Below are 21987 nucleotides of genomic sequence, written 5' to 3' on the forward strand. Positions count from 1 at the left end.
AACCATAATATAAGGCTTTACTCCCAGTTTCCCGAGGCTATTCCTTTCCATAGGGCAGGTTACCCACGCGTTACTCACCCGTTCGCCACTTTCCAGTTCTAATTTCACCCGAAGGATCATTCAAAACTTTCTCGTTCGACTTGCATGTGTTAAGCATACCGCCAGCGTTCGTCCTGAGCCAGGATCAAACTCTCAATAAAAAGTTTATCGTTTAGCCTTTCGGCTTCTTGATCTGGTTCATTTGATGATTTTTTGAAGTGTTCACCGCACTTGCGTTTTATCCTTTGCTGATTTTATTCAGCTGGAATTTCAGGTTTTATGGTACTATTCTCTTTTCTATGACCCTTACAACTCTACGCTGTAATCGTTGTTTCCTCTTTGCGAGAGAACTTCTATATTTTAGCATCTTGTTTTTTCTCTGTCAAGTTCTTTTTGAACTTTTTTTAAAAAAACTTTTTGCTAAGTGGTGATTTCTCACTCACTTGCCGCCTCACTTGCGACAGCTTCATTATTATACGACGATGCTTTAGGAATGTCAATACCCTTTCTGAAATTTTTTACGTTTTTTTATCATTGTTTTTAAAAGGCTTCTCTGCTATATTGTTCTTTAAGGAATACCTACATTATATAAGGAAGAAGGAGTATTGTTATGAAGGTTTTATCGGTTGTTGGTTCTCCTCGCAAGGACGGGAACACCGCCCAGGTCGTTGAGTACCTCTCAAATAATCTGGAGGGTGTCGATCAGGATCTTATTTATCTGAGCGACTATGAACTGCGCCCCTGCCTTGGCTGTATGCGCTGTGTCCATACAAACCGCTGTGTACAGCAGGACGGCTGGGATCATATCCAGTCCTGTCTCATGGAGGCAGATGTTCTGATTCTTGGCTTTCCCACCTATTACGCGTTTTCTCTGGGTTTTAATGCCATGACCCATGTTTTTCTGGAGCGCTGGTTTGCTCTGCGCCACCTGGGCGTCAGGCTTAAGCTCAAAAAAATTATTTGTGTGGTCTCCTCCGGTACCAGTCCAGAGGTTGCCCAAAAGGGCCTGACCGACTTTTTCGTCAATTACCACCGTCTGCCAGCGCCGGAGTTTTTAAATGTTCAAACCCCCATCGCCTGTATGACCTGTGGTGTGGGTGATGTCTGCGAAATGAGCGGACTTGCGCTGATGGCGCAGGACGGCATAATCTACACGCCGGATATGAAGCCCGATTTATCCAAGCAGCCCGAGATTTTTGAAAAAGCCGCCCAGATCGCTGCGTCCATCTCTGCGTTAAGGGATTGATCCTTTAACCGCTGTTTTCTTCTGAGAGCAGCGGTTAATTTTATGTAATTGATTGAGTTTAAGACTTTACTCTGTTAGAATGAACCTATAAAGGTTATATATTATACAGAAAATGAGGCATTATGAAAACAAAAGACTTAAAAAAGATGGTGAAGTCCGTAATCGAAAGCTCCAGATATAGGCCAATGCGCTTTAAGGATCTGGCATACCTTTTGGATCTTCACAATAAAAAAGATAAACAGATGCTGAACAATCTGCTGACTGAGATGGTGCGGAAGGGCAAAATCGCCTGCGACCATCAGGAACGCTATGTCAACATCAAGGACGAAAAAAGAATTACCGGAATCCTCCAGGGACACTCCAGAGGCTTTGGCTTTGTGACCCCGGACGATGAGAGCATGGATCAGGACATTTTTATTGCCCCCAGCTCCTTAAATGGCGCTCTGGACATGGACCGCGTGGAGGTGCGCCTCCTCACAGCCGCAAAGGACCGCCGGGCGGAAGGCGAAATTGTCAAAGTACTGGAGCGCGGCCGCAGCAAGCTGGTCGGCCGTTTCGAGCAACACAAAAACTTTGGCTTTGTCATCCCAGATAACGATAAACTCAACAAAGATATTTTTATTCCCGAACGCTATATGTACGGTGCCCACACCAATGACAAGGTTGTCGTAAGCGTAACGGTCTGGCCCGAAGGCGGCCAAAATCCCGAGGGCCGTATCGTGGAGGTACTCGGAAGCGCCGACGACCCGAGGATTGACGTTCTGTCCATCTTCAGAGAATTTGACGTACCCATGGAATTTTCCGAGGAGACTCTCCGTGACGCCAATATGTTGAGTGACACAATCACACCCGAAATGTTAAAAGACCGCGTTGACCTGAGAGGCGAGACAATCTTTACCATTGACGGCGACGACGCCAAGGATTTTGACGATGCCGTCTCCCTGAGCATGAACGAAAATGGGCATTATGTGCTGGGCGTTCATATCGCAGATGTCAGCAACTATATCACTGAGCAGGGCGCCATTGACCTGGAGGCCTACGAGCGCGGCACCAGCATTTACGCCATCGACCAGGTAATCCCGATGCTCCCCTTTAATCTTTCTAACAATGTGTGCAGCCTCAAGCCAGACGTGGACCGTCTGACCATGAGCTGTATTATGGAGATTGACAGCAAGGGCAATATCCTGAGCTACGATATTTTTAAATCCGTAATTCACTCGGCTGCCCGCATGACCTATCGTCAGGTAAACCGGCTGCTGGACGGCACCCACGATGAAGGTACCGCAGCACTTGAGCCTTTTGAGCGCACGCTCTTTCAAATGGAGGCGCTGATGTCCATACTCTATAATGAACGCCGGATCCGCCGGGGCGCAGTCGATTTTGATTTTCCAGAGCCCAAAATCACGCTGGACAAAAAGGGTTACCCCTGTGAGATTGTCGCCCTGGAACGCGGAATCTCCGAACGGATCATCGAGGAGTTTATGCTGGCTGCCAATGAAACAGTCGCCGCCCATATCGAAAAGACCGGCCTGCCCTTTATCTTCCGCAACCACCCCGAGCCCGATCCCGAAAAGCTCACAGCCTTCCGCACCTTTATCGGACGCTTTGGCTTCAGCCTCGGTGAAGAGGACACGCCAGTGACGGGGAAGGATTTCCAGAGGCTTCAAAAGGATATTGAAGATTCCCCCGAGGAAAACATCATTACCCGTCTGATGCTGCGAACCATGCAACAGGCCGTCTACGAAGGCAACTGTAAGGGGCACTACGCCCTAGGCGCCGGCTATTACACCCATTTCACCTCGCCGATCCGCCGTTATCCCGACCTGTCTCTCCACCGAACCCTATCTAAGATCATGGAACACGCGGTCACCCCCAAGGAAGTAAAATACCTGAAGGGCCATATTGATGAAATAGCAAAGCACTGCTCTGAACGGGAACGCCGGGCAGACGATATTGAGCGTGAGGTGGACAAGATCAAAATGGTTGAGTATATGTCAAGGCATATCGGCGAAACCTTCTCAGGCCAGATCAGCGGTGTGACCTCCTTTGGCTTTTTTGTAGAGCTTCCCAATACCATCGAAGGCCTGGTTCGTCTCCAGAGTCTGAAGGACGACTACTATTATTACGACGAGGAAATGCACCAGCAGGTAGGTGAACGTTTTGGAAAAATCTACAAGCTGGGGCAGGATGTCACCGTCAAACTCATTCACGCCGACATCAACAACCGGCAGATAGATTTTGAAATTGCCCAGACACCAAAGCAGGGACGGCCATAAGCCGCCCCTGCCGCACAAATTTACCCCTTGATTAATCGCTTTGGTTCTGGTATAATAAAATACTATCTGAAAGAAAGGAAATGGGTGTTATGGCCGATTCAGTCAAAGTCATTGCCAAGAACAAAAAAGCCCGGCACGATTACTTCATCGAAGAAACTTATGAATGCGGAATCGTCCTTGCCGGAACCGAGGTTAAATCTCTCCGCCAGGGCAAGGCCAGCCTGAAAGAAAGCCATGCCGACATCAAAGACGGCGAAGTTTATGTTTATCAAATGAACATTACCCCTTACGAGCACGGGAACATCTATAACAAAGACCCCCTGCGTCCGAGAAAACTGCTCCTGCATAAGCAGCAGATCCGCAAGCTGATTGGGCTTAAGCAGCGTGAGGGCTATACCCTGGTGCCTCTGTCCCTGTATTTTAAAAACGGGCGGGTTAAGCTTGAGCTGGCACTGGCAAAGGGCAAAAAACTCTATGATAAACGGCACACCATCGCAGAGCGGGACGCTAACCGGCGTATCCAGAAAAATCTGCGGCACAGCGTTTAGCTTTCAGAAATACCCAAATGGGGACGTAAAGGTTTCGACGGGGATGTTGAAGCTTGAGTAGCGAGCCGATGCGCTGATCATCGTTAAAAGTGGCACTTAAATATAAACGCAAAAGAAAACAGAAGTTACGGTATGGCTTTAGCTGCTTAATTGCAGTCTAAACCCGTATTAAGACTTACCGCAGCATAATAATTGCTGCACGCTCCTCCATTTAACCTGCGATTTGGAGATCAGCGTTCATAACAGCAGGGAACCGTTTGAGGAAGGGCCTCGGTCCGCAAACGCATAAGAGGCTAGTTCTACAGGATCTTTGTCATTGGAGATCCCGCAGGGCGAATATTAATCAATGACTGTGCTCGGAGAAGCTCCTGTGAATGCATTTTCGGACGTGGGTTCGACTCCCACCGTCTCCACCATTCATGGAACCGCCAGTTTAAGCCATTTTCGGATGGTTTAAACTGTTTTTATTTTCCTGTAAGAAAACAAAGGCATGCTCCTGTTTATAATAGCAGTTTCCACAATATTTTTGGTTTTCTTCTTGCTCGACCTTTACTTCTTTTAAAATATGTATCGAATCCTCTGACAGCACAAAAGACCTTTGAATATATTTGTTTTTTAACGGTTATTGTAGGTTATGTTCGACTTGAACAGCACTAAAATTTATGTCCGTCCTACCATTTTCTAAATCGATTGATTGCCACTTTAATCCTAATAATTCTCCTGGTCTAAATCCATAGTTAATGGCGATATAAACTATCGGATATAAATATTATGATTTGACAGTCTCCAATACAGTGTTGATCTCTTCTCTTCAAAGATAATCAAAAAGATTTTCAGTCAGTGTTGTAGCTTCAATAAGATTATTGTTTTTGACAATTAAAAAAACAACATTCATCCATTGGATTAATTGGCGGCTTGTTTACATTGTTATGTTGAACGAGGCAGAATCATCTCTTTCATGTTTTAATGAGTCTACCAGAATAGAAAACAAATGATTATAAACAAATTATATTATTTTAACGATGTTTTGTTTATATTTAAGTAAATCAATACCGGCCTAAGCTATGTAAATAAAAACACTTTTGAGCTTCCTTTATTGTCTTTTGATTCTTCTTATTATGCCTTAGTAGTGAGTGAAAAAGCATCTAAAAAAATAAACTTCACATAGCATTATAGTAATACTATGTGAAGCTATCTTATGAGGAGATTTGGCTTTTTCCCAGTCTAAGTATTTCTGAAAAATATATTTAAAGAGATGGAGTTTAGTACCATAGATCGTAGACTTTTGTATAAGATTTCTTATATATCTTCACATTCCCATTAATCTTTCTACTACATCTTTCAAGGTTTCATTAGTGCCAACGTTTCCTGGAAAGATAATGTAAGGGAGCCCTGGAAATTTACTTTCAGAGCCCGTCATCCACACAGGAACACCTGGCTTAATTTGACCCATAACATTGGCTTTTTTCACCGCTAAGGCTTTTGTACCCACGTCGCTGGAAGTAATGCCACCTTTAGCAACGATAAAATTAGGCCGTACTGTGAGATTTGTGACAATGCTGGTAACAGCGTCAGAAATCTTGACAGATACTTTTATTTGCTCATCCTTATCGTCTGTCTTCAGATCAAAGCGGTTTCTTCTAGTGTAAACAGCAGCAGTTTTCCCTTCCTGAATAAGGGTATCTACAATGCTGACAACACGCTTAACTTCTTCTTCAAGCCCCTTATCTTCTAGCACGCGGTGCTGATTAAATTCAACAAATTCAATTGGTGCTTTAGATTTTTTGAGTTCTTCCAGTTGTGCGGTGGTCTTGTTAACATGGGAGCCAACAATGATAATGCCCCCATTTTTATTTTCTTCCAGGATAAGATCATCGTGAGCGAGCAGTGGTTTATCTGAAACACCGCCTAAAACCTTAGTAATTGCCGCTGCAGAGCGGAGTATAAAGTTCTTTCCCCGATTCATGGCATTAATCAAAGCTATAGTAAATACTTTTATATCAATATAATCAACAGCATTGACGACAATTTTATTAAAGTCCGTTACTTCACACATAGCTTCTGTAATTTTCTCGGTCTCACATTTTCTCAAATCTTCCAACGAAATGTAAGTAACATCTTTTTCTTTAAATCGACCGCCGGTTTTTTCTTCACACCATTTCCCAAGATGCGATGCCTTGTAACCAAAGGATTTATCTTTTGCAAACTCAGTCTGTGCTGCCGGGATGAGATTATCGCTTTCCATAACATAATGGACATTATTAATTGTAAATCTGCCGCCTTCTTTGAAAAACGGAAGCAGGATTTCGCCATCCAGTTTCATATTTAAGCCAGCTTCAAGGGTTTCCTTAAGAGTCTCTGTTTCAAGGGGGTAATGACCTCTTAAGGTAGAATCACTTCGGCTGATAACCAGAAATTCTTTACCAGTTTGTGCACTTACCTTCAAAATATTTTGGGCGATTTCTTTATGAACTGCTTCGGTTTCCTGTACTGTCATGCCTCTAGAATTTGTCAAGACAAAAAACATACTATTTTTTTCAGCAAAACCATCATAGATACTTTCCTCTGACCAATCCGTATAAACGGACACATCGTGTACGGTTTGAACCCCAGTAGGGTCATCATCAAGGACAACAATTTTTTTGTGGAAGCTTTGAAGGGCTTCCTTCAGCTTTTGGTCAATATTTTTTTCATCAACCTTGGAAAAGCTGTCAAGAATGGATACATTAAGTTTATCTTCCATTTTTCTGCCTTCTTTATGCGATATTTAAAAGCTGTTTCGAGCACACTACTGCGCCGGCACCGTCTTCTGCATAGCCGTCCGCTCCAATTTCATCGGCGTAGGCCTGATCTACAGGTGCTCCGCCAACTAGAATTTTTGAACGATAGCCCTTTTCTTTAAGTGCCTTAGTTGTTTCTTTAAGAGCGGGCATGGTTGTCGTCAGCAATGCCGATAACGCAACAATATCTGGATCGTGCTCTTCAATGGCCATTTCAAATCTTGGGGTAGACTGATTAATACCAATGTCGATAACCTCAAAGCCGGAGCTTTCCAACATCATGGCTACAAGATTTTTTCCAATATCGTGAAGGTCTCCTTCAACCGAACCAATGATGATTTTACCTAAAGAGGCATTATCACCTTCTGCAAGGATTGGGTTCAGTATTTCCAGACCTGCGCGCATAGCGTCTGCACACATGAGAACCTCCGGCACATACATGTCACCGGAAGCCATTCGCGGCCCCACAACATCCATTGCAGTAACTAAGCCTTCTCTTAAAATAACATTTGCATCAATGCCTGCATCGAGAGCTTTCTGTACCACCTTTGGCACTTCCTCATCTTCGCCTTCAACAACTAAATCTGTGATTTCTTTTAAAATTTCTTCCATTATTTTTCTCCCTGATTATAATTTGCCCTGCATAAAAGCAGTGCCGTATTCGTAAAACGAATCATAAAGCGCGACCATGTTTTCAATGGGCACTTCTCTTTGAATGTTGTGTACGGATGCAAGGACTAAGCCACTGCCTGGTGCCAGATCTTTAATTCTGCGCTTAACATCCTCTTTGACTTCTTCAACCGTCCCTCTTGAGAGCACGCCCTGTGCGTCACAGGTTCCACCCCAGAAAGCAATTTTATCGCCGTATTCCCGGTTAATAGCTGCGGTATCATCCATGCCATTTGCAGAAAATTGGACGGGGTTCCAGGCATCGTAACCAATATCGAGCATATCTGGCAAAAATTCTGAAATTGCACCATCGCAGTGGTAGACGATTTTAATATGATCGCATTTAGATTTAATAAAATTGACAATTTCCTTATGATAAGGCTTAATCACATCCCGGTAAATGGATGGGCGCATGATTGGTGCAATCTGTGAGCCTAAATCGTCAGATAAAACCGCAACGCTGGCATATTTGCCCACTTCATCCAAAAGCATATCCCAATGGGCTTTTTCGTAGGTCAAAATCTTATCCAAAAGATAACGAACCGTATCTGGTTTTTTCATCAGCATTTTAAAGAATTTTTCATAACCCAGCAGCTGTTCTATCGGTACAAAGGTGCCGCCGTTAAAAATACCGCCTACTACCAATGCATAATCAGTATTTTCGTATAAATCCTTTGCTTTATCGCCAAGGCCAACAATACCCTGACCATTAATATTGGTTTTGTCATAGGGATCTGGCCAGTCAAAGGCTTCCATTTCGTCAATGGTTTTCATCTCTGCCAGCGGATGTCCCACTGGATCGTAGAAAAAGCCATTTTTAGGGCAAGCCCACTTAACCTGAAAATCGTCATAATAAAAGGTTGAGCCGTCAACCGGGTCTGTCTGAAGTATCTTCATATATCCTTCGGGACCACTTGAATAAATGGGATAACAATCTGCCTTAAAGCGTTTTCTCACATATTCATCCGGCTTAGCAGACTGTGAAAGCATGGAAGAAATTTCAAAAGGTTCCCCTTCATGTCCCAAGTATTTCTGCATTTTACGGTATGCATCTTTATGCATAGTTGTAATGTTTGATAAGCCTCCAATGTCAATGGGTATTCTGTCTGTTTCCTGATGTTCGATGGCGCGGATAACGCGCTCTCTTGATTTCATTTCTGCCATTTTATCTCTCCTTGATTAAATGAAAACTTTATTACAAACGGTGAACTGCCTTTTATCGAAAACGGATAACTTGATAATATAATTATATCAGCCTCTACAAGATCTTCCTATTCATCAAATGGCCTTTCATTAGCATAAAAAAACATTTTTTAGAAGTTTTCGGAATGAAAATAGCATTTTTCGGACATTTATTCGTTTTTTTACTTATCTTACTAAAAAGTTTTCCTTTGCAATTACTGCCTAAGCGTATATAATTAATCTATGAGACAATACGAACTTATCAGTAAAAACGAAAAACGGAATATTTTCTTCAACTGTATTCCCTTTTGCATTGAAAAGCTCAAGCTGACTGAGTCGGATCATGCCCATATTCATGAGTTTTCCCAATTAACAATTGTGACAGGAGGCCGGGGGAAAATTATCGTAAATAATTACGAAAAAAATTTGACAGAGGGCTGTGTTTACGTGATCAACAGCTTTACTCCCCACCATCTTCATGAGGTTGAGGGGCTAGAAATTATTCATCTGCTTTTCCATGCCGACGATTTAATGAAATATGCGGGAACCCTTAAGCAAAACGAGGGCTTTCAATCCCTGTTCGTGTTGCAGGCTACCTTGAACGAAAGCATGGATTTAACGAATGTGCTGCATTTACTTTACGATGAGCTTTACTATATTTCGAATATATGTGACCACTTATTGGAGGAGGTCAGCTGTTCTGAAAATGGTTATGAGGTTATGGTTCATTCCTATTTTATGATTCTCATTACTTATCTTTCCAGAATTTATGAAAAAAACGATTCTCAAAACAGCCAGAAGCAAAAGTTTCAAAAAGTCATTTCCTATCTTGAAGACCACTATACTGAACCCCTGATTGTTGAGGATCTAGCAGCGCTTGCCTGCCTTTCAGAACGCCAGTTTCGGCGACTTTTTACCGAAAAATATGGCCTATCACCAAAAAAATACTGCTTAAACCTTCGTATGAAGGAGTCCTGTTACCTTTTAAAAAGCACCAACCTTTCTATCTCAGAAATTTCTGTAAAAACGGGTTTCGAAGACGCCAATTACTTTTCAAGACAATTTAAAAAGCACACGGGCCTTACACCAAAAGAATACCGCAAACTTGAAACTTTCTAAAAATAAACACCCCGCATTGAATATGCGGGGTGTTTTATCTTATTTAATTGGAATATTCATCATCTGCGGCAATGCTAAAGTGATTTCTGGGACAAAGGTAATAATCATCAATACAACGATCATTACAAGAATCCAAGGGATGATCCCCCTGCATATATTGTCAAATTTAACATTCCCTACCTGACTTGCCATAAAGAGATTCGCCCCGAGCGGCGGCGTAATGAACCCAATGGCTAAATTCAGTACCATAATGACCCCAAAATGAATTGGGTTTACACCAATTTGTGTTACAATTGGCAGAAGTATTGGTGTCAGAATAATAATAGCTGAGTTTGTTTCCATAAATGTTCCGACAATTAACAACAGCACATTAATTAAGATTAAAATCAAAACTTTGCTTGAAGTAAAGCTGAGAATGGCGTTTGCAATAGCAATCGGCGCCTGAGTAATTGTTAAAATACGTCCAAACCCTGCAGATATACCAATGATAATAAGAACCGTTGCACACATATAAACCGAATTGAACATGATGTGTGGCAAATCCTTGATTTTAACTTCTTTATAGATGAACACACTAACAATGACACCATAAATCGAAGCTACAGCAGCAGCTTCAGTCGGTGTAAAAATACCACCGTAAATTCCGCCGAGGATGATGACTGGTACCAGCAGTGCCGGAATGGCTTCGATAATTATTCGTACAATTTCTTTTCCAGTATAGGTACGCTTTTCACCAACGTATTTTTCTTTTTTAGAGCGAAAAATCGTATAAATGATTAAAGCAACACCAATGACAATACCGGGAAGAATGCCAGCTGTAAAGAGCCCCGTAACAGACACGCCGGCAGCTACTGCGTATACTACCATGCAAATACTTGGCGGAATAATAACCCCAGTTGTACCGGCAGTTGCGATAAGTGAAGATGAAAAAACCTTATCGTATTTCTTTTCAAACATGGATGGCAGCATGATGCAGCCAACGGCTGCTACTGTAGCAGAACCGGTTCCTGAAATCGCTGCGAAGAACAGGCAGGTTACAATAGAGACAATCCCAAGACCACCTGTAAAACGTCCAAAGACAATACCAATTAAATCCAGTAAGCGTTTGGACAATCCACCTTTACCCATAATATCGCCCGCAAAAGCAAAGAGCGGTACGGCGATAAGCGGAAAGGAGTTCAGACCCTGTACCATGGATTGTGAAAATGTCTCCATACTGATTGGATCCAGTAACAGAATGGTTGCCAATGAGGCCAGGCCAAGCGCAATCCCGATTGGTACTGAGATTAGCAGCAGTACAACAAAGGATATAAATAATACAGCGGTAACCATTTATTTCCCCTCCTCTTTTTCAATAACTTCTTCTAAATCCCGATCAACTTCTGCAGCAAATTCCCCTTCGGGCATGGTGTCAAAAAAGACTCTATTATCCGGCGTGAATTCACCGCCAAAATTTTCAAAAATTTCAGCACTATCACCCCAATGTTTAACCTTCCAAACGATTCCCTGAATAATTCGGACAACCATCAGAGCATATCCCACAACGCCTGCTGCATAAAGTACATTCATAGAAATATCCAGTGTAACTGCCATGTCGTTAAAACGGCTTGCAGTCATGCAGATGTTAAAGCATGCTACCAGAACAAAACCTGAAAAAATCAGAAATAGAATATCACAAATAAAGAGAATAACCTTTTGTGCACTTTCTGGTAATTTTTTCACAAAAAAGGATACACGAATGTGTCGGTTATTTCGTGTTGCATAGCTAAAGCTAAAATACATAAGCCATACAAACATAAAACGGGAAATTTCTTCTCCCCAGGAAAAGCCCGCTAAAGGTGAAAGACGCAGGATAACCTGTATAGTAATCAACAAAATTAACGCCGTAAATAGAACCGCGATCAGCAAAGGTTCAAAGTTAACGTCTAACCATTTTAATACTTTTTTCATTTTGCTTCCCCCAACTATTGTGCTGAATTCGTACGTTCGAGCTCAACTTGTTCCATGACATAGTCGTAAATATCCTGACCGCAGTTTTTTATAATATCATTTTTAATGCTGTCATTCATTTTCTGAGCCATTTCACGCTTTGTTTCCGTTGGTACTTCATTAATCTGAACGCCTGCTTCTTCAATATTTTTCAGTGAACTTTCTTCTGTTTCCGCTACCAGCTGACGTTCATAGTCAATACACTCCTTAGCTGCCTTTGTAATAATTGCACGATTTTCTTCAGAGAGACCGTCCATAAAGTCTTTATTGGCATACCATAGGAAATTGGTGTAAAGATGTTTGGTTAAAGACCAATACTTTTGTGTTTCATAAAATTTTTCAGTATAAAAGCTTGAGGTTGCACATTCCTGACCATCAATCAGGTTCTGTTGCAGGGAAGTATAGAGCTCATTAAAGCTAACTGCACTAAGGGTAACACCCAAAGCACTCCATGCTTTAATCTGCAGTGGATTGTAACCACGGATTTTCAGATTAAACAAATCATCAACCTGATTAATGGGTCGTTTACTGTTCGAGAAATTTCTGAAGCCAATTTCCATATAACCGATCCCCTCCAGGTTTTGGTCATTCAAAGGCTCCATTAACTTTTTACCTGCATCACCATCAAGTACTCTGGCAGCGTGCTCAGAATCATCAAACAAATAGTAACTTTCCCAAACCGAAAACTCTGGAATGGTACTTGTAAAATTGGAAGTTGTACTGGCGCTCATTTCAATGTCGCCGCGACGTGCCTGTTCAAAGGTGTCCGAAACGCTCCCCATCTGGGCGCTTGGGAAAATCATGACTTCAATGCTTCCATTGGAAGCTTTTTCCACATCTTCCTTGAATTTTAAAAATGCTTTGTGAACCGGAGTATTAACATTATTATCATGAGCCAATCGAATAACCGTTATGGGGTTTCCATTGGCATCGACTTTTTTTTCTTTACCGCAGCCTGCAAAAAGTCCCGTGAGCAAGCAACTCACTAGAACAACGCAGATCAATCGTTTTTTCATTATTATTCCCCCAGCATTTTATTTGGCAAGTTTTACTTTGCCATTAATAATGTTATTTATCAAGTTATCCGTTCACGTTCATCTTTATTTTTCAGAATTATGCTTTTAAATCTTTAATAATGAGCTTTGCCATGTCTGCCATCATGCCCTGATCTGAGCTAATGGGCACATATCGAACACCTTTTTCAATGAGCTCTTTGGCCATTTTAGCGTCTCCTGCAACCGTTCCTACTGCCTTGCCTGCTGTGTTAACCTTTTCAATAATTGTATCAATAACCTTTAACAGCTCTGGATGATTTCGATTTCCCATAACCTCTGCTCCAAGAGATTGTGACAAATCCATGGGTCCAATAAAAATGACATCCAGCTCTGGAAGCGTTAGGATTTCATCTAAATTTAAAACAGCTTCCATGGTTTCGCAATGGAGAATGGTTAAAATTTCTTCATTTGCCATTTTAATATATTCCTGCTTATTCATCAATCCGTAACCTGCGGCCCTGTGAGTTGGTGCAAAGCCACGGTTACCAAGAGGTGCATACCGTCCACTGTCCACAACGCATTTCGCATGGTCATAGGTATCGACATTCGGAGCATGGAAACCTAAAGCACCCTGATCAAGGGCCTGCATGACGTTAACTGGTGTACTTTCTTTAATTCTGACAATTGGTACTATACCCGAAATATCCGAAACCCGCACTAAATCTGTAATAGTTTCAGGGTTATAAGAAACATGCTCACTATCGATAACAAAAAAATCAAAACCGCACATTCCCATAATTTCTACAGCACTGGCATCTGTTGTCTTGACAAAGGTACCAATGGCTGAACCACCTTCTCTTAAGATTTGTTTTACTTTATTTTTACGTATCATTTTATAAATCCTTAATTTCCTTTTATTTTTGTTCTAAAACTATAAAGCTTATCTGTCGCCATAACATACAATGTCTTCATGTCATCCCCTCCAAATGCACAGTTGCCTGATTGTTCCGGTATTTTCACTACACCAAGGCATATGCCTTTCTTGTTGAAAATATGAACTCCCCCTTGGGCACAGCAGTAAAGGTTACCTTCTACATCTGTCTTCATCCCATCGGGTTTTCCCTTTCCCTCACCCTTAGTTATTGCAAATACAGTTCCTTCCTCAAGGTTACCATCTAGCCTTACTTTAAAGCGACGAATATGACTTTTGGGTGGATCATTAATATACAGATACTGCTCATCTGGAGAAAAGCAAAGTCCATTTGGATTATCTAAATCTCTGCATAAAAGTCTTAGTCTTCCAGTCTTAGGATATAAGCTGAAAACGCCTTGAAAATCCAACTCTTGCTCTCTTTCCAATCCAACCCATGATGGATTTCTTCCAAAGCGCGGATCTGTAAAAAAGATAACGCCATTACTTTTGACAACAACATCATTCGGGCTGTTAAGCTCTTTCCCTTCATAATGTGATGCTAAAACTCGCACATCACCTGTTTGAACATCTAACTTTGAAATACAACTACGAACGTGTTCACAGACAACGATATTACCATCTAAATCATAGGCATTGCCGTTGGCTTTGTGCGTATTTTCCCGGATCAGCCTCGGCGGCTGCCCAGGGAAATATTCATAGGTTTTACTTTCTGGTATATCATTGAATATAAGACTTTTTTTCTGTTTATTCCATACACCACCTTCAATAAAGGTAAATCCCTGTGCCTCAATCTGCAAAGTCTGTGAAGGATCAAGAATTTTGTCCAAGCCTGCATTATCTTTTCTTAACTTCAGAGTCATCTCACCCTCCTGTTTATAGGCTTTATGCCTCCATTACTTTTGCTTCAATACCAAGAATCCGGCACAACTGAACAAGTTCCGCTGCATGCTTTCCAGCAACTGCTGTAATATGGTTTGAATTGAACTGATCCATAAAAGATTCTATATCATAATCGGTATGAACAAAAGCTACCGGCAGTTGATGGATACCTCTGGCTTTTTTGAAACCATCAACAATTTCCTGATTCGGCATAACGAATTCAGCTTCCATGATAATCATTTCATATTTTCCTGTATTTCTACAAAGCCTTGCCAAAGTAATTTTACCGGGAGATGGGTTCATGTAGGTTACTGCACCGCCAGTTGGACGATTCGCCATCATCAACTCAACATTTTTGAGGTTTTCACAGCCATCACAGTGGCGTCCTGCGAACCAAGTGCACATCGAGCCACAATTTGGCAGAAAAATCAAATTATTTTCATAGTCCACATGTCCAACATCTGCAAACATAGTTGGCATTCCGTCCGTTAAAAGCTTCATCATTTCCATTGTCAATGCTGCGTCTGCATCCGCCTCACAGGCAATGGCAAAGGGTTCAAAATTTCCGTCTGCATCGTAGCCGCTGTTTAGGAAGGCTGTAGAAATACATTGTGGGATTCTGAAGTTAGTCATATCCGGCATACACTTAATGGCGGCAAAATCCAGGCTTCGGTCACTGATAATATCCTTTGTGGCAAAATAACAGGCAATCTGGTACTTTAATTTTTCCTTTGTAAATTTTTCATTGTAATTAACTGCTTTCACATTGGAGGTGAGCCAGTCAAACATTTTTTCAATTCTGACTTCGTCAATAACTTCTGCCCGACGGATGATTTCTTCGTGGTCGATGTGATCTGAATCAATTTTAAACATGCGCTTCCACTGCATTGGGTCAAAGGTTCCAGTATCAATACCCATAGAGCGTCCGCCAAACAAACCGAAAGTTTTGCCCTTCAAACGGCCGGCTGCGCTGGCAGCCTTAATATAAGGCATCATTTTTTTTTCAAATAATCCTTTTTTAGGTCCTTCAAAATCACTACTGATACGGACGTGGTCAATGCCTACCTGAGTCAGGGCACCTCCGCCCCCCAAAAGACCAACTGTCGCATGGGTTCCTGGATCGTCATTGGCGACTAAAACTGTTGGCATATCCATGGCCTGTGCGGCACGGACAACTAAATTAGGCCAAGTCCAGCAGGGAATGTGTCCTAAGAAAATTTCTGCGCCTTTTGCCTTTAATTCCTTTGCCTGTTCTTCAATGTCTTTAGCATTACAGGCGACACTGCCGCAGGTAAAGACTTCCATATCAAATTGTTTGAAAAATTCCAATGCCTGTTCATGTCTTGGAATTGCTACTTTACTGAATACTGTACGCCATTCATGCTCTCTTGGATCACCGAAGGTAATCATCCCGACTTTTGGTAAACTCATAGTATTTTACTCCTTGATTTTTATAAATTATTTTTTTATTGATTGAAGCTGTTCGAATTCTTCATCGGTTACTGTCTTGTAGCCTGGTACCGGGAATGCCTGGAAACCACGGCCACCATCGATAAAAATAGATTGTCCGAAAACAAAGTTTGAGTCGTCACAAGCCAGAAAAACAGCTAGACGGCCACATTCGTTCGGCGTTCCTACACGTCCAATGGGGGTTCTGGAAATAACGGTATTAAAGAGCTGTGGATCAGAGCCGACACGGCGCATCAATTCTGTATCAATGGGCCCTGGGCAAATAGCGTTGACTTTAATATTGTAATCTGTCAGGGCTACAGCCTGCACTTTTGTCAGTTGACCTACACCGCCTTTACTGGTGGTATAAAGCATCTGGCTATCTAAAGCAAGATAAGCATTAACTGAGGATACGTTGACAATAGCTCCACCATCTCCCTGCTTAACCATTTGTCTCGCTGCTGCCTGCCCACCAAAAAATACACCTTTGAGGTTGACTCCCATGATTCGTTCATACTGCTCATCGGTAATATTCAAGTAATGTGTTTTGTCAGGATCATTAATTCCAGCATTGGCAACAAAAATATCCACACGGCCAAACTTTTTTACTGTCTCTGCTACCAGTGCCTCGTTGGATTGCTGTATCGATACATCACAAGGTACAAAGAAAACATCCCCAAATTGCTTTAGCTCTTCAACTGCTTTTACTCCTTCTTCTTTATTTCTGGCACAAATGACTACTTTCGCACCTTCTTTTAGGTACTCTTCTGCAATACCGTATCCAATTCCTTTGCTACCGCCTGTAACAATGGCGACCTTATTTTTTAGTTTCATTTTTACTCCTTTATTGCTTATTTCTGTACACTTCGCAATACAGCTTCAAATCTGTACTCCGAGGTGCGCAGAAATGAATTCTGCACACAGCCCAGCCTTGGCTGAAGCTGAACCATTAATACATTATAAGGGGGAGGGTTTTTTATCAGTAAATTTTTCTTATTTTACAGGAGGTTGAACGCCAGCCGGGAAACGTTCCATAACATCTTCAACAATGTCAGAAATCAGGCTGACTGCTTTTTCAACAATGGCTTCGCCTTTTTCAACGGTTGCCAGTGTTGGATGTCCAATAACACCGCTTTTCAGTTCAATATATTCTGGACGAGCAAAGGTTCCTTCAAAGTGGTACATCTGACCTGGCTTTGGAGTCATACCCGGTTTAATCATGAATTCATCATTAATGAGACATTCGCCGCCATCATCAACAGCCTTGCTCATGTCAATGTACTGTGGATAAAGGTAAAGAGCCATGGAAGTTTCAGCTTCATCGGCATGGGTCATTGGCGTTTCAAGGGCTGTCTGATTATCTCTCAGAAGATCATACCAGTGAGCAGAAAGGGTAAAGTAACCTTCAAGGCCAAGCTTATGAACTGCAACTAATGTTGTGGATACCTGACCATGAGCGGAAAGGATAAAGAATTTTTTGTAGCCAGCATTGGCAGCACCACGGATAATATCACAAAGTACGTTTGTGTGTGTTTCATATCCCAAAGGAATGGTCCCAGGCATATACCAGTGATGGTATGGATGAGAACCATAAGGAAGCAGTGGTAAAAGCATGGCGCCAGTTTTTTCAGCAACCTTTTCAGCTAAACCTTTTGCATTGTAAGCATCACATCCGCAAGGGCAATGAGGTCCGTGCTGTTCAGTAGCACCAATTGGCAGGATTGCCATATCACAATTTTTTACATCTTCCAGGATTTCTTCTTTTGAGAGCTCGTCCCACCATAAGTGTTTTCTTTTTAACATTTTAATTTCTCCTTATTATTAATCATATTATTTATTCTAAAACCGTTAACGGCTTATTGACATTGTATTTTTCAGCTAATTCTTTTAATTCTTCAATTGTAGTTTCCGGAACTGGCACACCATCTCTCAAACGCTCCCGCTCTTTGCGGTATTCAATTTCGCCTGGCAAAAACATTTCTGTACCTTCTTCAAGCATTGGCGTTGCTTTTAAAGTGTCATAGTATTCCTTCATCCGTTTTTTCATTTCTTCTTTTGGAATAATTTTTGAAATATCCAAAACAATCATGAAATGGCCTGTTAAACTTGGCTCTTCAGGATTTGCGTACATGCTCTTCATCTGATGCGAGAACACACCGCCTGAAATAACACCTGAAAGAATATCAACAACATAAGCAAGACCAAGGCCTTTATAATCGCCCATCGGCATCAAATATCCATCGAAAGCTTTTTGTGGATCATCCGTTGGTTTGCCTTCTTTATCCGTAGCCCAGTCCATTGGAATTTTTTCTTTTTTCTTAATGGCCAGTGTAAGCTTACCGCCAGCAACCTTTGAAAGAGACATATCAAGGATAAACGGAAAATCACCATAAGTTGGAATACCAAAAGCTATGGGGTTATTTCCAACAACAGGTTTTTTAGCACCCGGACCCACAATCAAAGGCTTTACGTTGGTCATTGCAATCCCCACCATACCTTCTTCGACTGCCATTCTGGCATAAAGACCGCCAGCACCAAAGTGATTGCTATTAACCGCACCAACGGCAGCAATGCCGCCAACCCGCGCTTTTTCAATGGCACGCTTCATGGCTTCTCTCGCAACAATAAAGCCTGCTGCGCCATCGCCATCAATGACTTCCATGTTGCCTTCACCACGGACCACTTTAATATCCGGCTTTGTATTAATGCCTCCGTTCAGCATTCGGTTGAAGTAAGCTGGCACACGAATGACACCATGTGAATCCACCCCCCAAAGGTTGCTTTTCACAAGAGCTTTCGCATGAAAGACCGCATCTTTTTTCGACATATTTGCTTTTTCAAAGAGCTCTGTAATAAAGGTTTCTAAAGTTTCAGCGCTGATTTTTTTTGTTTTTGCCTCTTCCATTTTTCTCCTTCTTTCTTGTTTGTTGAAAATTAATACGTATTCATTAATTGTTAAAAAAATATAAAATAATATTATTATTTCTTTTTAAAAGCTATATTTAGATTGAAAAAACTTATATTTTTTTATCTTTCACTTTATTAGAAACGTTCTGTGAATACGTATTCTTTATGTTTTTAATAATACACTCATTTTTATTACCTGTCAACTGAAATTTATAAAAAATATAAAAATATTTTTATTTTTTAAGATTTAACAAAAAAATAGATTGTCTTTTCTAACAAAATATGGCATACTACTCCATAGATGAATACGTATTAAAAAACGATAAAAGCAGCAAGGAAGTATTTTAAATGCAAACTATCAATAAAAAAAGAGTCACATCTATAGAAGTAGCCAAACGGGCAGGCGTTTCTCAGGCTACAGTTTCCCGTGCCTTTAATCCAAACTCAAAAATGCAAGATAAAACGCGAAAAAAAGTTTTTGATGCAGCCAAAGAGCTCAATTATACGCCTGACGCCATTGCAAGGAGTATGAGTTCTAATAAGACAGATATCATTGCCGTTATTATGAAAAACCCTACTAATCCTTTTTACGCAAAAATTTTGACATCCTTTTCCAACGCTTTTCAAAAATATAATAAACAAATCCTTTTTTTTAACCTTGAGGATGAAAAAAATAGCGATGCCGTTATGCAGCAGGTTCTACAATACCGAGTTGATGCCATCCTGTTAACGTCATCACCAATTTCTTTTGACTGGATTGATAATTGTGCCCAATTTGATATTCCTGTTTTACTCTTCAATCGTTATTCCAATAACCACAACGTTACCGCTGTGTGTTGCGATAATGTAGAGGCCGGTCGTCATTGCGCTGATTATCTTATAAAAAAGGGTTATACCCAGTTTGCCTATATCGGATCAATTGAAGATGTTTCTACTAGCATTGACCGACAGAAAGGATTTTTGGATCGGTTACAAGAACAGGGCTTCACAGTCTGCGACACTTATAAATGCACCTTTTCCTATGAGGCGGGTCAGCAGATTATGCGAGATATACTTTCTCACAAAACAAAAAAATACGATGCTATCTTTTGCGCCAATGATCTCATAGCTGCAGGATGTATGGATGTTGCGCGTTATGAATATAACCTCCATCTCCCTAAAGATTTAGCTATCATTGGATTTGACAATATTGATTTATCTGCCTATCCCTCTTACAATTTAACGACCTTTATTCAGCCTTTGGAAGATATGATCAAAAAAACCGTTCAACTCATCATAAATCCGAGTGATTCAGATCTTGAACGGCATTTATTTCTATATCCCTGTGAGATAATCGAGCGAAAGACAACATAAAAAGGCTTAAACCTGCTCTTTTTTTAAAGGACATTCGTTGCTGGAAACCTCATTTCCCATAGGCTAAAACGGACCGCTAATGTCCGTTTTAGCCAGCTTATAAATAAGCTTGTTCCTTAGTAAAAAAACATCGTCTGAAATATTCAGCTCTTTTTCAACCCATTTTATTGTCTTTCCAGATACAAATAATATCACAAAAACTGTATTACTCTGAAAACCAAGGTCGTAATCGGTGATGATCCGACTTGTTTCTATGAACAGCGACATCCGCTTACGTCTTTTCTTTCGGTTTGGTGCAGATTGATACAGGATAGATTAAAATTAGGCTATCTGTATACTGGTTCAGATAGCAGTTTTTGGATATGCTAAACCTGTTATCATCACTGTCATAACGGATCATTCAATTTCTTAAACCAAGACTGATCGAAAAATTATTCTCATTATCCGAAAACATCGGGGAACCATTCAACTCAACCCCCTAATAGCTCCACACTTCTCACAGCCCAATTGTTTGAATGATATTTGCTTACCGGACGTCTGATAAATAATTGACTTTTAAGTAAAGAAATAAGGTTTCCAACTGATAGTCATGACTCAGATATTCTCTCCACGAATTAAGGCTGAAAATCTGCAACTGCCCATTTATTGCTACTCATTATTTAAAGGTAATCTCCCCAAACATGACGATCGGCCATCTTTTCAAAGGACTTGCTTCCGATACATTGCTGTCGCTTTTCATCAGGACAGCGCTCGCAATTGAAGGAAATGCTTTTATATATCCGGTAATCTTCCCAGTCCTGATTAACTTCTTCAAACAACTGCTTCTCATAGATTTTGGCCGAACTATAAATAGCCTTCTTGATTTTCTTTTTCAGATTGATTCTTTTGTTGCCTTTATTTTTCCTGCTTTTCGGCCATTTGTCTCAGGTCATCGTTACAGTCTTCAAGGGTTGGAATATGCTTGTAAAAATGATCGCATTCCTGAAAACACTCTGCATAAGTATTGCGCCGAAAGGCGGAGACCGGCAGGTCTTCTTCATCGAGGCTTAGCAAAACGCAGTTGTTGTGCTCATCTATGTAAAGTTTTTTCTGTTCGATAAAATGCTAGACAACGGACTGACTGATCTTCCGGATTTTAATCAGATAGGCAAAAAGGTTCCGGTAGGGCTTCTTTTTTAGGCGGCGCAAAGGAAAACGGTATTTCTTTTTCCTTTGTAATCGGTTTATCCTCTAGCAGGCCTGTTGGTATCCTGATTTGTTCAGGCGTACTGTAACGTCAATAATCTGAGTTCTGCTGCATGGGGTCTTTCCATCTGATATCCTGGAGCCATGTGGCGAACTGGATAATTCTACCTCTGATACCCATATAGTGATAATACCATTCTCCATCATCGAGAGTAATTTCACGACTGTCAACACCTTTGACTAAAACATGCTTCAGCTTATAATCCAGTCCAAGACCGGCAGCTTGAGCATAGACAAGAATACTCATTTGATTGACGAAGATGATTTGATCATCGCTATACATTTCACTCTCCTTTCCAACAAAAAACAGATTAACTCTCTGGATAAAAAGTTAATCTGCCAACTCTATTTACGATTTAATTTTTAATAAAATATTT

General features: G+C 41.1%; 18 protein-coding genes, 1 rRNA gene and 1 other RNA gene. 6 read left to right on the forward strand and 14 right to left on the reverse strand.

Going from position 1 to position 21987, the window contains the following annotated elements; translation table 11 throughout:
* Positions 1 to 200 (reverse strand): 16S ribosomal RNA (locus tag FYJ53_RS12440); the annotation flags it as partial.
* A 449-nt stretch (positions 201 to 649) separates the two neighbouring features.
* On the opposite strand from FYJ53_RS12440, the gene FYJ53_RS12445 reads away from it, so the two are divergent.
* The 4 genes from FYJ53_RS12445 to ssrA all read left to right on the forward strand — a co-directional run bounded on the left by FYJ53_RS12445 (position 650) and on the right by ssrA (position 4525).
* Positions 650 to 1285, forward strand: a complete 636-nt coding sequence (locus FYJ53_RS12445) for a flavodoxin family protein (protein ID WP_013381198.1) — start codon at positions 650 to 652, stop codon at positions 1283 to 1285.
* A gap of 122 nt (positions 1286 to 1407) precedes the next feature.
* Complete coding sequence (gene rnr / locus FYJ53_RS12450) at positions 1408 to 3561, forward strand: ribonuclease R (protein WP_148427994.1); 2154 nt, start codon at positions 1408 to 1410, stop codon at positions 3559 to 3561.
* A gap of 89 nt (positions 3562 to 3650) precedes the next feature.
* Positions 3651 to 4109 carry an SsrA-binding protein SmpB gene (smpB, locus tag FYJ53_RS12455; protein ID WP_013381200.1) on the forward strand — a complete coding sequence of 153 codons (459 nt, stop codon included), beginning with the start codon at positions 3651 to 3653 and terminating at the stop codon, positions 4107 to 4109.
* Positions 4110 to 4128: 19 nt separating this feature from the next.
* Positions 4129 to 4525: a transfer-messenger RNA gene (ssrA, locus tag FYJ53_RS12460) on the forward strand.
* An 893-nt stretch (positions 4526 to 5418) separates the two neighbouring features.
* Here ssrA and FYJ53_RS12465 read toward each other — a convergent pair.
* From FYJ53_RS12465 to FYJ53_RS12475, 3 genes are read right to left on the reverse strand one after another with little or no spacing between them, the layout of a single operon-like run.
* Positions 5419 to 6852, reverse strand: a complete 1434-nt coding sequence (locus FYJ53_RS12465; protein WP_148427992.1) for a four-carbon acid sugar kinase family protein — start codon at positions 6850 to 6852, stop codon at positions 5419 to 5421.
* A gap of 13 nt (positions 6853 to 6865) precedes the next feature.
* Complete coding sequence (locus FYJ53_RS12470) at positions 6866 to 7501, reverse strand: corrinoid protein (protein WP_013381216.1); 636 nt, start codon at positions 7499 to 7501, stop codon at positions 6866 to 6868.
* Positions 7502 to 7516: 15 nt separating this feature from the next.
* Positions 7517 to 8722: a uroporphyrinogen decarboxylase family protein gene (locus FYJ53_RS12475; RefSeq protein WP_013381217.1), complete on the reverse strand. Its 1206-nt coding sequence runs from the start codon at positions 8720 to 8722 to the stop codon at positions 7517 to 7519.
* Between the two features lie 261 nt (positions 8723 to 8983).
* Between FYJ53_RS12475 and FYJ53_RS12480 the strand changes: the two genes are divergently transcribed.
* A complete protein-coding gene (locus tag FYJ53_RS12480; protein WP_148427990.1) occupies positions 8984 to 9859 on the forward strand; it encodes an AraC family transcriptional regulator in 876 nt (291 codons plus the stop codon).
* 39 nt (positions 9860 to 9898) lie between these two features.
* Here the strand turns inward: FYJ53_RS12480 and FYJ53_RS12485 are convergent, their stop codons facing one another.
* From FYJ53_RS12485 to FYJ53_RS12525, 9 genes are all read right to left on the reverse strand, one after another.
* On the reverse strand, positions 9899 to 11191 hold the full coding sequence (locus tag FYJ53_RS12485; protein WP_148427988.1) for a TRAP transporter large permease: 1293 nt from the start codon (positions 11189 to 11191) through the stop codon (positions 9899 to 9901).
* Entirely contained in the window at positions 11192 to 11809 is a 618-nt protein-coding gene (locus tag FYJ53_RS12490; protein WP_013381220.1) for a TRAP transporter small permease, read from the reverse strand.
* A 14-nt stretch (positions 11810 to 11823) separates the two neighbouring features.
* A complete protein-coding gene (locus tag FYJ53_RS12495) occupies positions 11824 to 12864 on the reverse strand; it encodes a TRAP transporter substrate-binding protein (RefSeq protein WP_013381221.1) in 1041 nt (346 codons plus the stop codon).
* A 97-nt stretch (positions 12865 to 12961) separates the two neighbouring features.
* On the reverse strand, positions 12962 to 13735 hold the full coding sequence (locus tag FYJ53_RS12500) for an HpcH/HpaI aldolase/citrate lyase family protein (protein WP_090415344.1): 774 nt from the start codon (positions 13733 to 13735) through the stop codon (positions 12962 to 12964).
* Between the two features lie 11 nt (positions 13736 to 13746).
* A complete protein-coding gene (locus tag FYJ53_RS12505; RefSeq protein ID WP_013381223.1) occupies positions 13747 to 14637 on the reverse strand; it encodes an SMP-30/gluconolactonase/LRE family protein in 891 nt (296 codons plus the stop codon).
* A gap of 22 nt (positions 14638 to 14659) precedes the next feature.
* On the reverse strand, positions 14660 to 16087 hold the full coding sequence (locus FYJ53_RS12510; protein ID WP_148427983.1) for an L-fucose/L-arabinose isomerase family protein: 1428 nt from the start codon (positions 16085 to 16087) through the stop codon (positions 14660 to 14662).
* 27 nt (positions 16088 to 16114) lie between these two features.
* Entirely contained in the window at positions 16115 to 16939 is an 825-nt protein-coding gene (locus tag FYJ53_RS12515) for an SDR family NAD(P)-dependent oxidoreductase (protein WP_148427981.1), read from the reverse strand.
* A 159-nt stretch (positions 16940 to 17098) separates the two neighbouring features.
* A complete protein-coding gene (locus FYJ53_RS12520; protein ID WP_013381227.1) occupies positions 17099 to 17908 on the reverse strand; it encodes a creatininase family protein in 810 nt (269 codons plus the stop codon).
* A gap of 31 nt (positions 17909 to 17939) precedes the next feature.
* Entirely contained in the window at positions 17940 to 19010 is a 1071-nt protein-coding gene (locus tag FYJ53_RS12525; protein ID WP_013381228.1) for an Ldh family oxidoreductase, read from the reverse strand.
* A 350-nt stretch (positions 19011 to 19360) separates the two neighbouring features.
* Between FYJ53_RS12525 and FYJ53_RS12530 the strand changes: the two genes are divergently transcribed.
* Positions 19361 to 20365 carry a LacI family DNA-binding transcriptional regulator gene (locus FYJ53_RS12530; RefSeq protein ID WP_013381229.1) on the forward strand — a complete coding sequence of 335 codons (1005 nt, stop codon included), beginning with the start codon at positions 19361 to 19363 and terminating at the stop codon, positions 20363 to 20365.
* A 1276-nt stretch (positions 20366 to 21641) separates the two neighbouring features.
* Here the strand turns inward: FYJ53_RS12530 and FYJ53_RS12535 are convergent.
* Positions 21642 to 21893 (reverse strand): hypothetical protein, encoded by a 252-nt coding sequence (locus FYJ53_RS12535; RefSeq protein ID WP_013381236.1) that lies wholly within the window; start codon positions 21891 to 21893, stop codon positions 21642 to 21644.
* Positions 21894 to 21987: the final 94 nt, after the last annotated feature.

This window comes from Eubacterium sp. BL-380-WT-2B, from assembly GCF_009696115.1.
GTDB lineage: Bacteria > Bacillota > Clostridia > Eubacteriales > Eubacteriaceae > Eubacterium > Eubacterium callanderi.

Bases quoted from the DNA above. Each gene is read 5' to 3' on its own strand.
- smpB (WP_013381200.1), top strand. From the start codon at position 3,651: ATGGCCGATTCAGTCAAAGTCATTGCCAAGAACAAAAAAGCCCGGCAC.
- FYJ53_RS12515 (WP_148427981.1), bottom strand. From the start codon at position 16,939: ATGAAACTAAAAAATAAGGTCGCCATTGTTACAGGCGGTAGCAAAGGA.
- FYJ53_RS12535 (WP_013381236.1), bottom strand. From the start codon at position 21,893: ATGTATAGCGATGATCAAATCATCTTCGTCAATCAAATGAGTATTCTT.
- FYJ53_RS12465 (WP_148427992.1), bottom strand. From the start codon at position 6,852: ATGGAAGATAAACTTAATGTATCCATTCTTGACAGCTTTTCCAAGGTT.
- rnr (WP_148427994.1), top strand. From the start codon at position 1,408: ATGAAAACAAAAGACTTAAAAAAGATGGTGAAGTCCGTAATCGAAAGC.
- FYJ53_RS12485 (WP_148427988.1), bottom strand. From the start codon at position 11,191: ATGGTTACCGCTGTATTATTTATATCCTTTGTTGTACTGCTGCTAATC.
- FYJ53_RS12505 (WP_013381223.1), bottom strand. From the start codon at position 14,637: ATGACTCTGAAGTTAAGAAAAGATAATGCAGGCTTGGACAAAATTCTT.
- FYJ53_RS12445 (WP_013381198.1), top strand. From the start codon at position 650: ATGAAGGTTTTATCGGTTGTTGGTTCTCCTCGCAAGGACGGGAACACC.
- FYJ53_RS12480 (WP_148427990.1), top strand. From the start codon at position 8,984: ATGAGACAATACGAACTTATCAGTAAAAACGAAAAACGGAATATTTTC.
- FYJ53_RS12470 (WP_013381216.1), bottom strand. From the start codon at position 7,501: ATGGAAGAAATTTTAAAAGAAATCACAGATTTAGTTGTTGAAGGCGAA.
- FYJ53_RS12495 (WP_013381221.1), bottom strand. From the start codon at position 12,864: ATGAAAAAACGATTGATCTGCGTTGTTCTAGTGAGTTGCTTGCTCACG.
- FYJ53_RS12500 (WP_090415344.1), bottom strand. From the start codon at position 13,735: ATGATACGTAAAAATAAAGTAAAACAAATCTTAAGAGAAGGTGGTTCA.
- FYJ53_RS12525 (WP_013381228.1), bottom strand. From the start codon at position 19,010: ATGGAAGAGGCAAAAACAAAAAAAATCAGCGCTGAAACTTTAGAAACC.
- FYJ53_RS12475 (WP_013381217.1), bottom strand. From the start codon at position 8,722: ATGGCAGAAATGAAATCAAGAGAGCGCGTTATCCGCGCCATCGAACAT.
- FYJ53_RS12520 (WP_013381227.1), bottom strand. From the start codon at position 17,908: ATGTTAAAAAGAAAACACTTATGGTGGGACGAGCTCTCAAAAGAAGAA.
- FYJ53_RS12490 (WP_013381220.1), bottom strand. From the start codon at position 11,809: ATGAAAAAAGTATTAAAATGGTTAGACGTTAACTTTGAACCTTTGCTG.
- FYJ53_RS12510 (WP_148427983.1), bottom strand. From the start codon at position 16,087: ATGAGTTTACCAAAAGTCGGGATGATTACCTTCGGTGATCCAAGAGAG.
- FYJ53_RS12530 (WP_013381229.1), top strand. From the start codon at position 19,361: ATGCAAACTATCAATAAAAAAAGAGTCACATCTATAGAAGTAGCCAAA.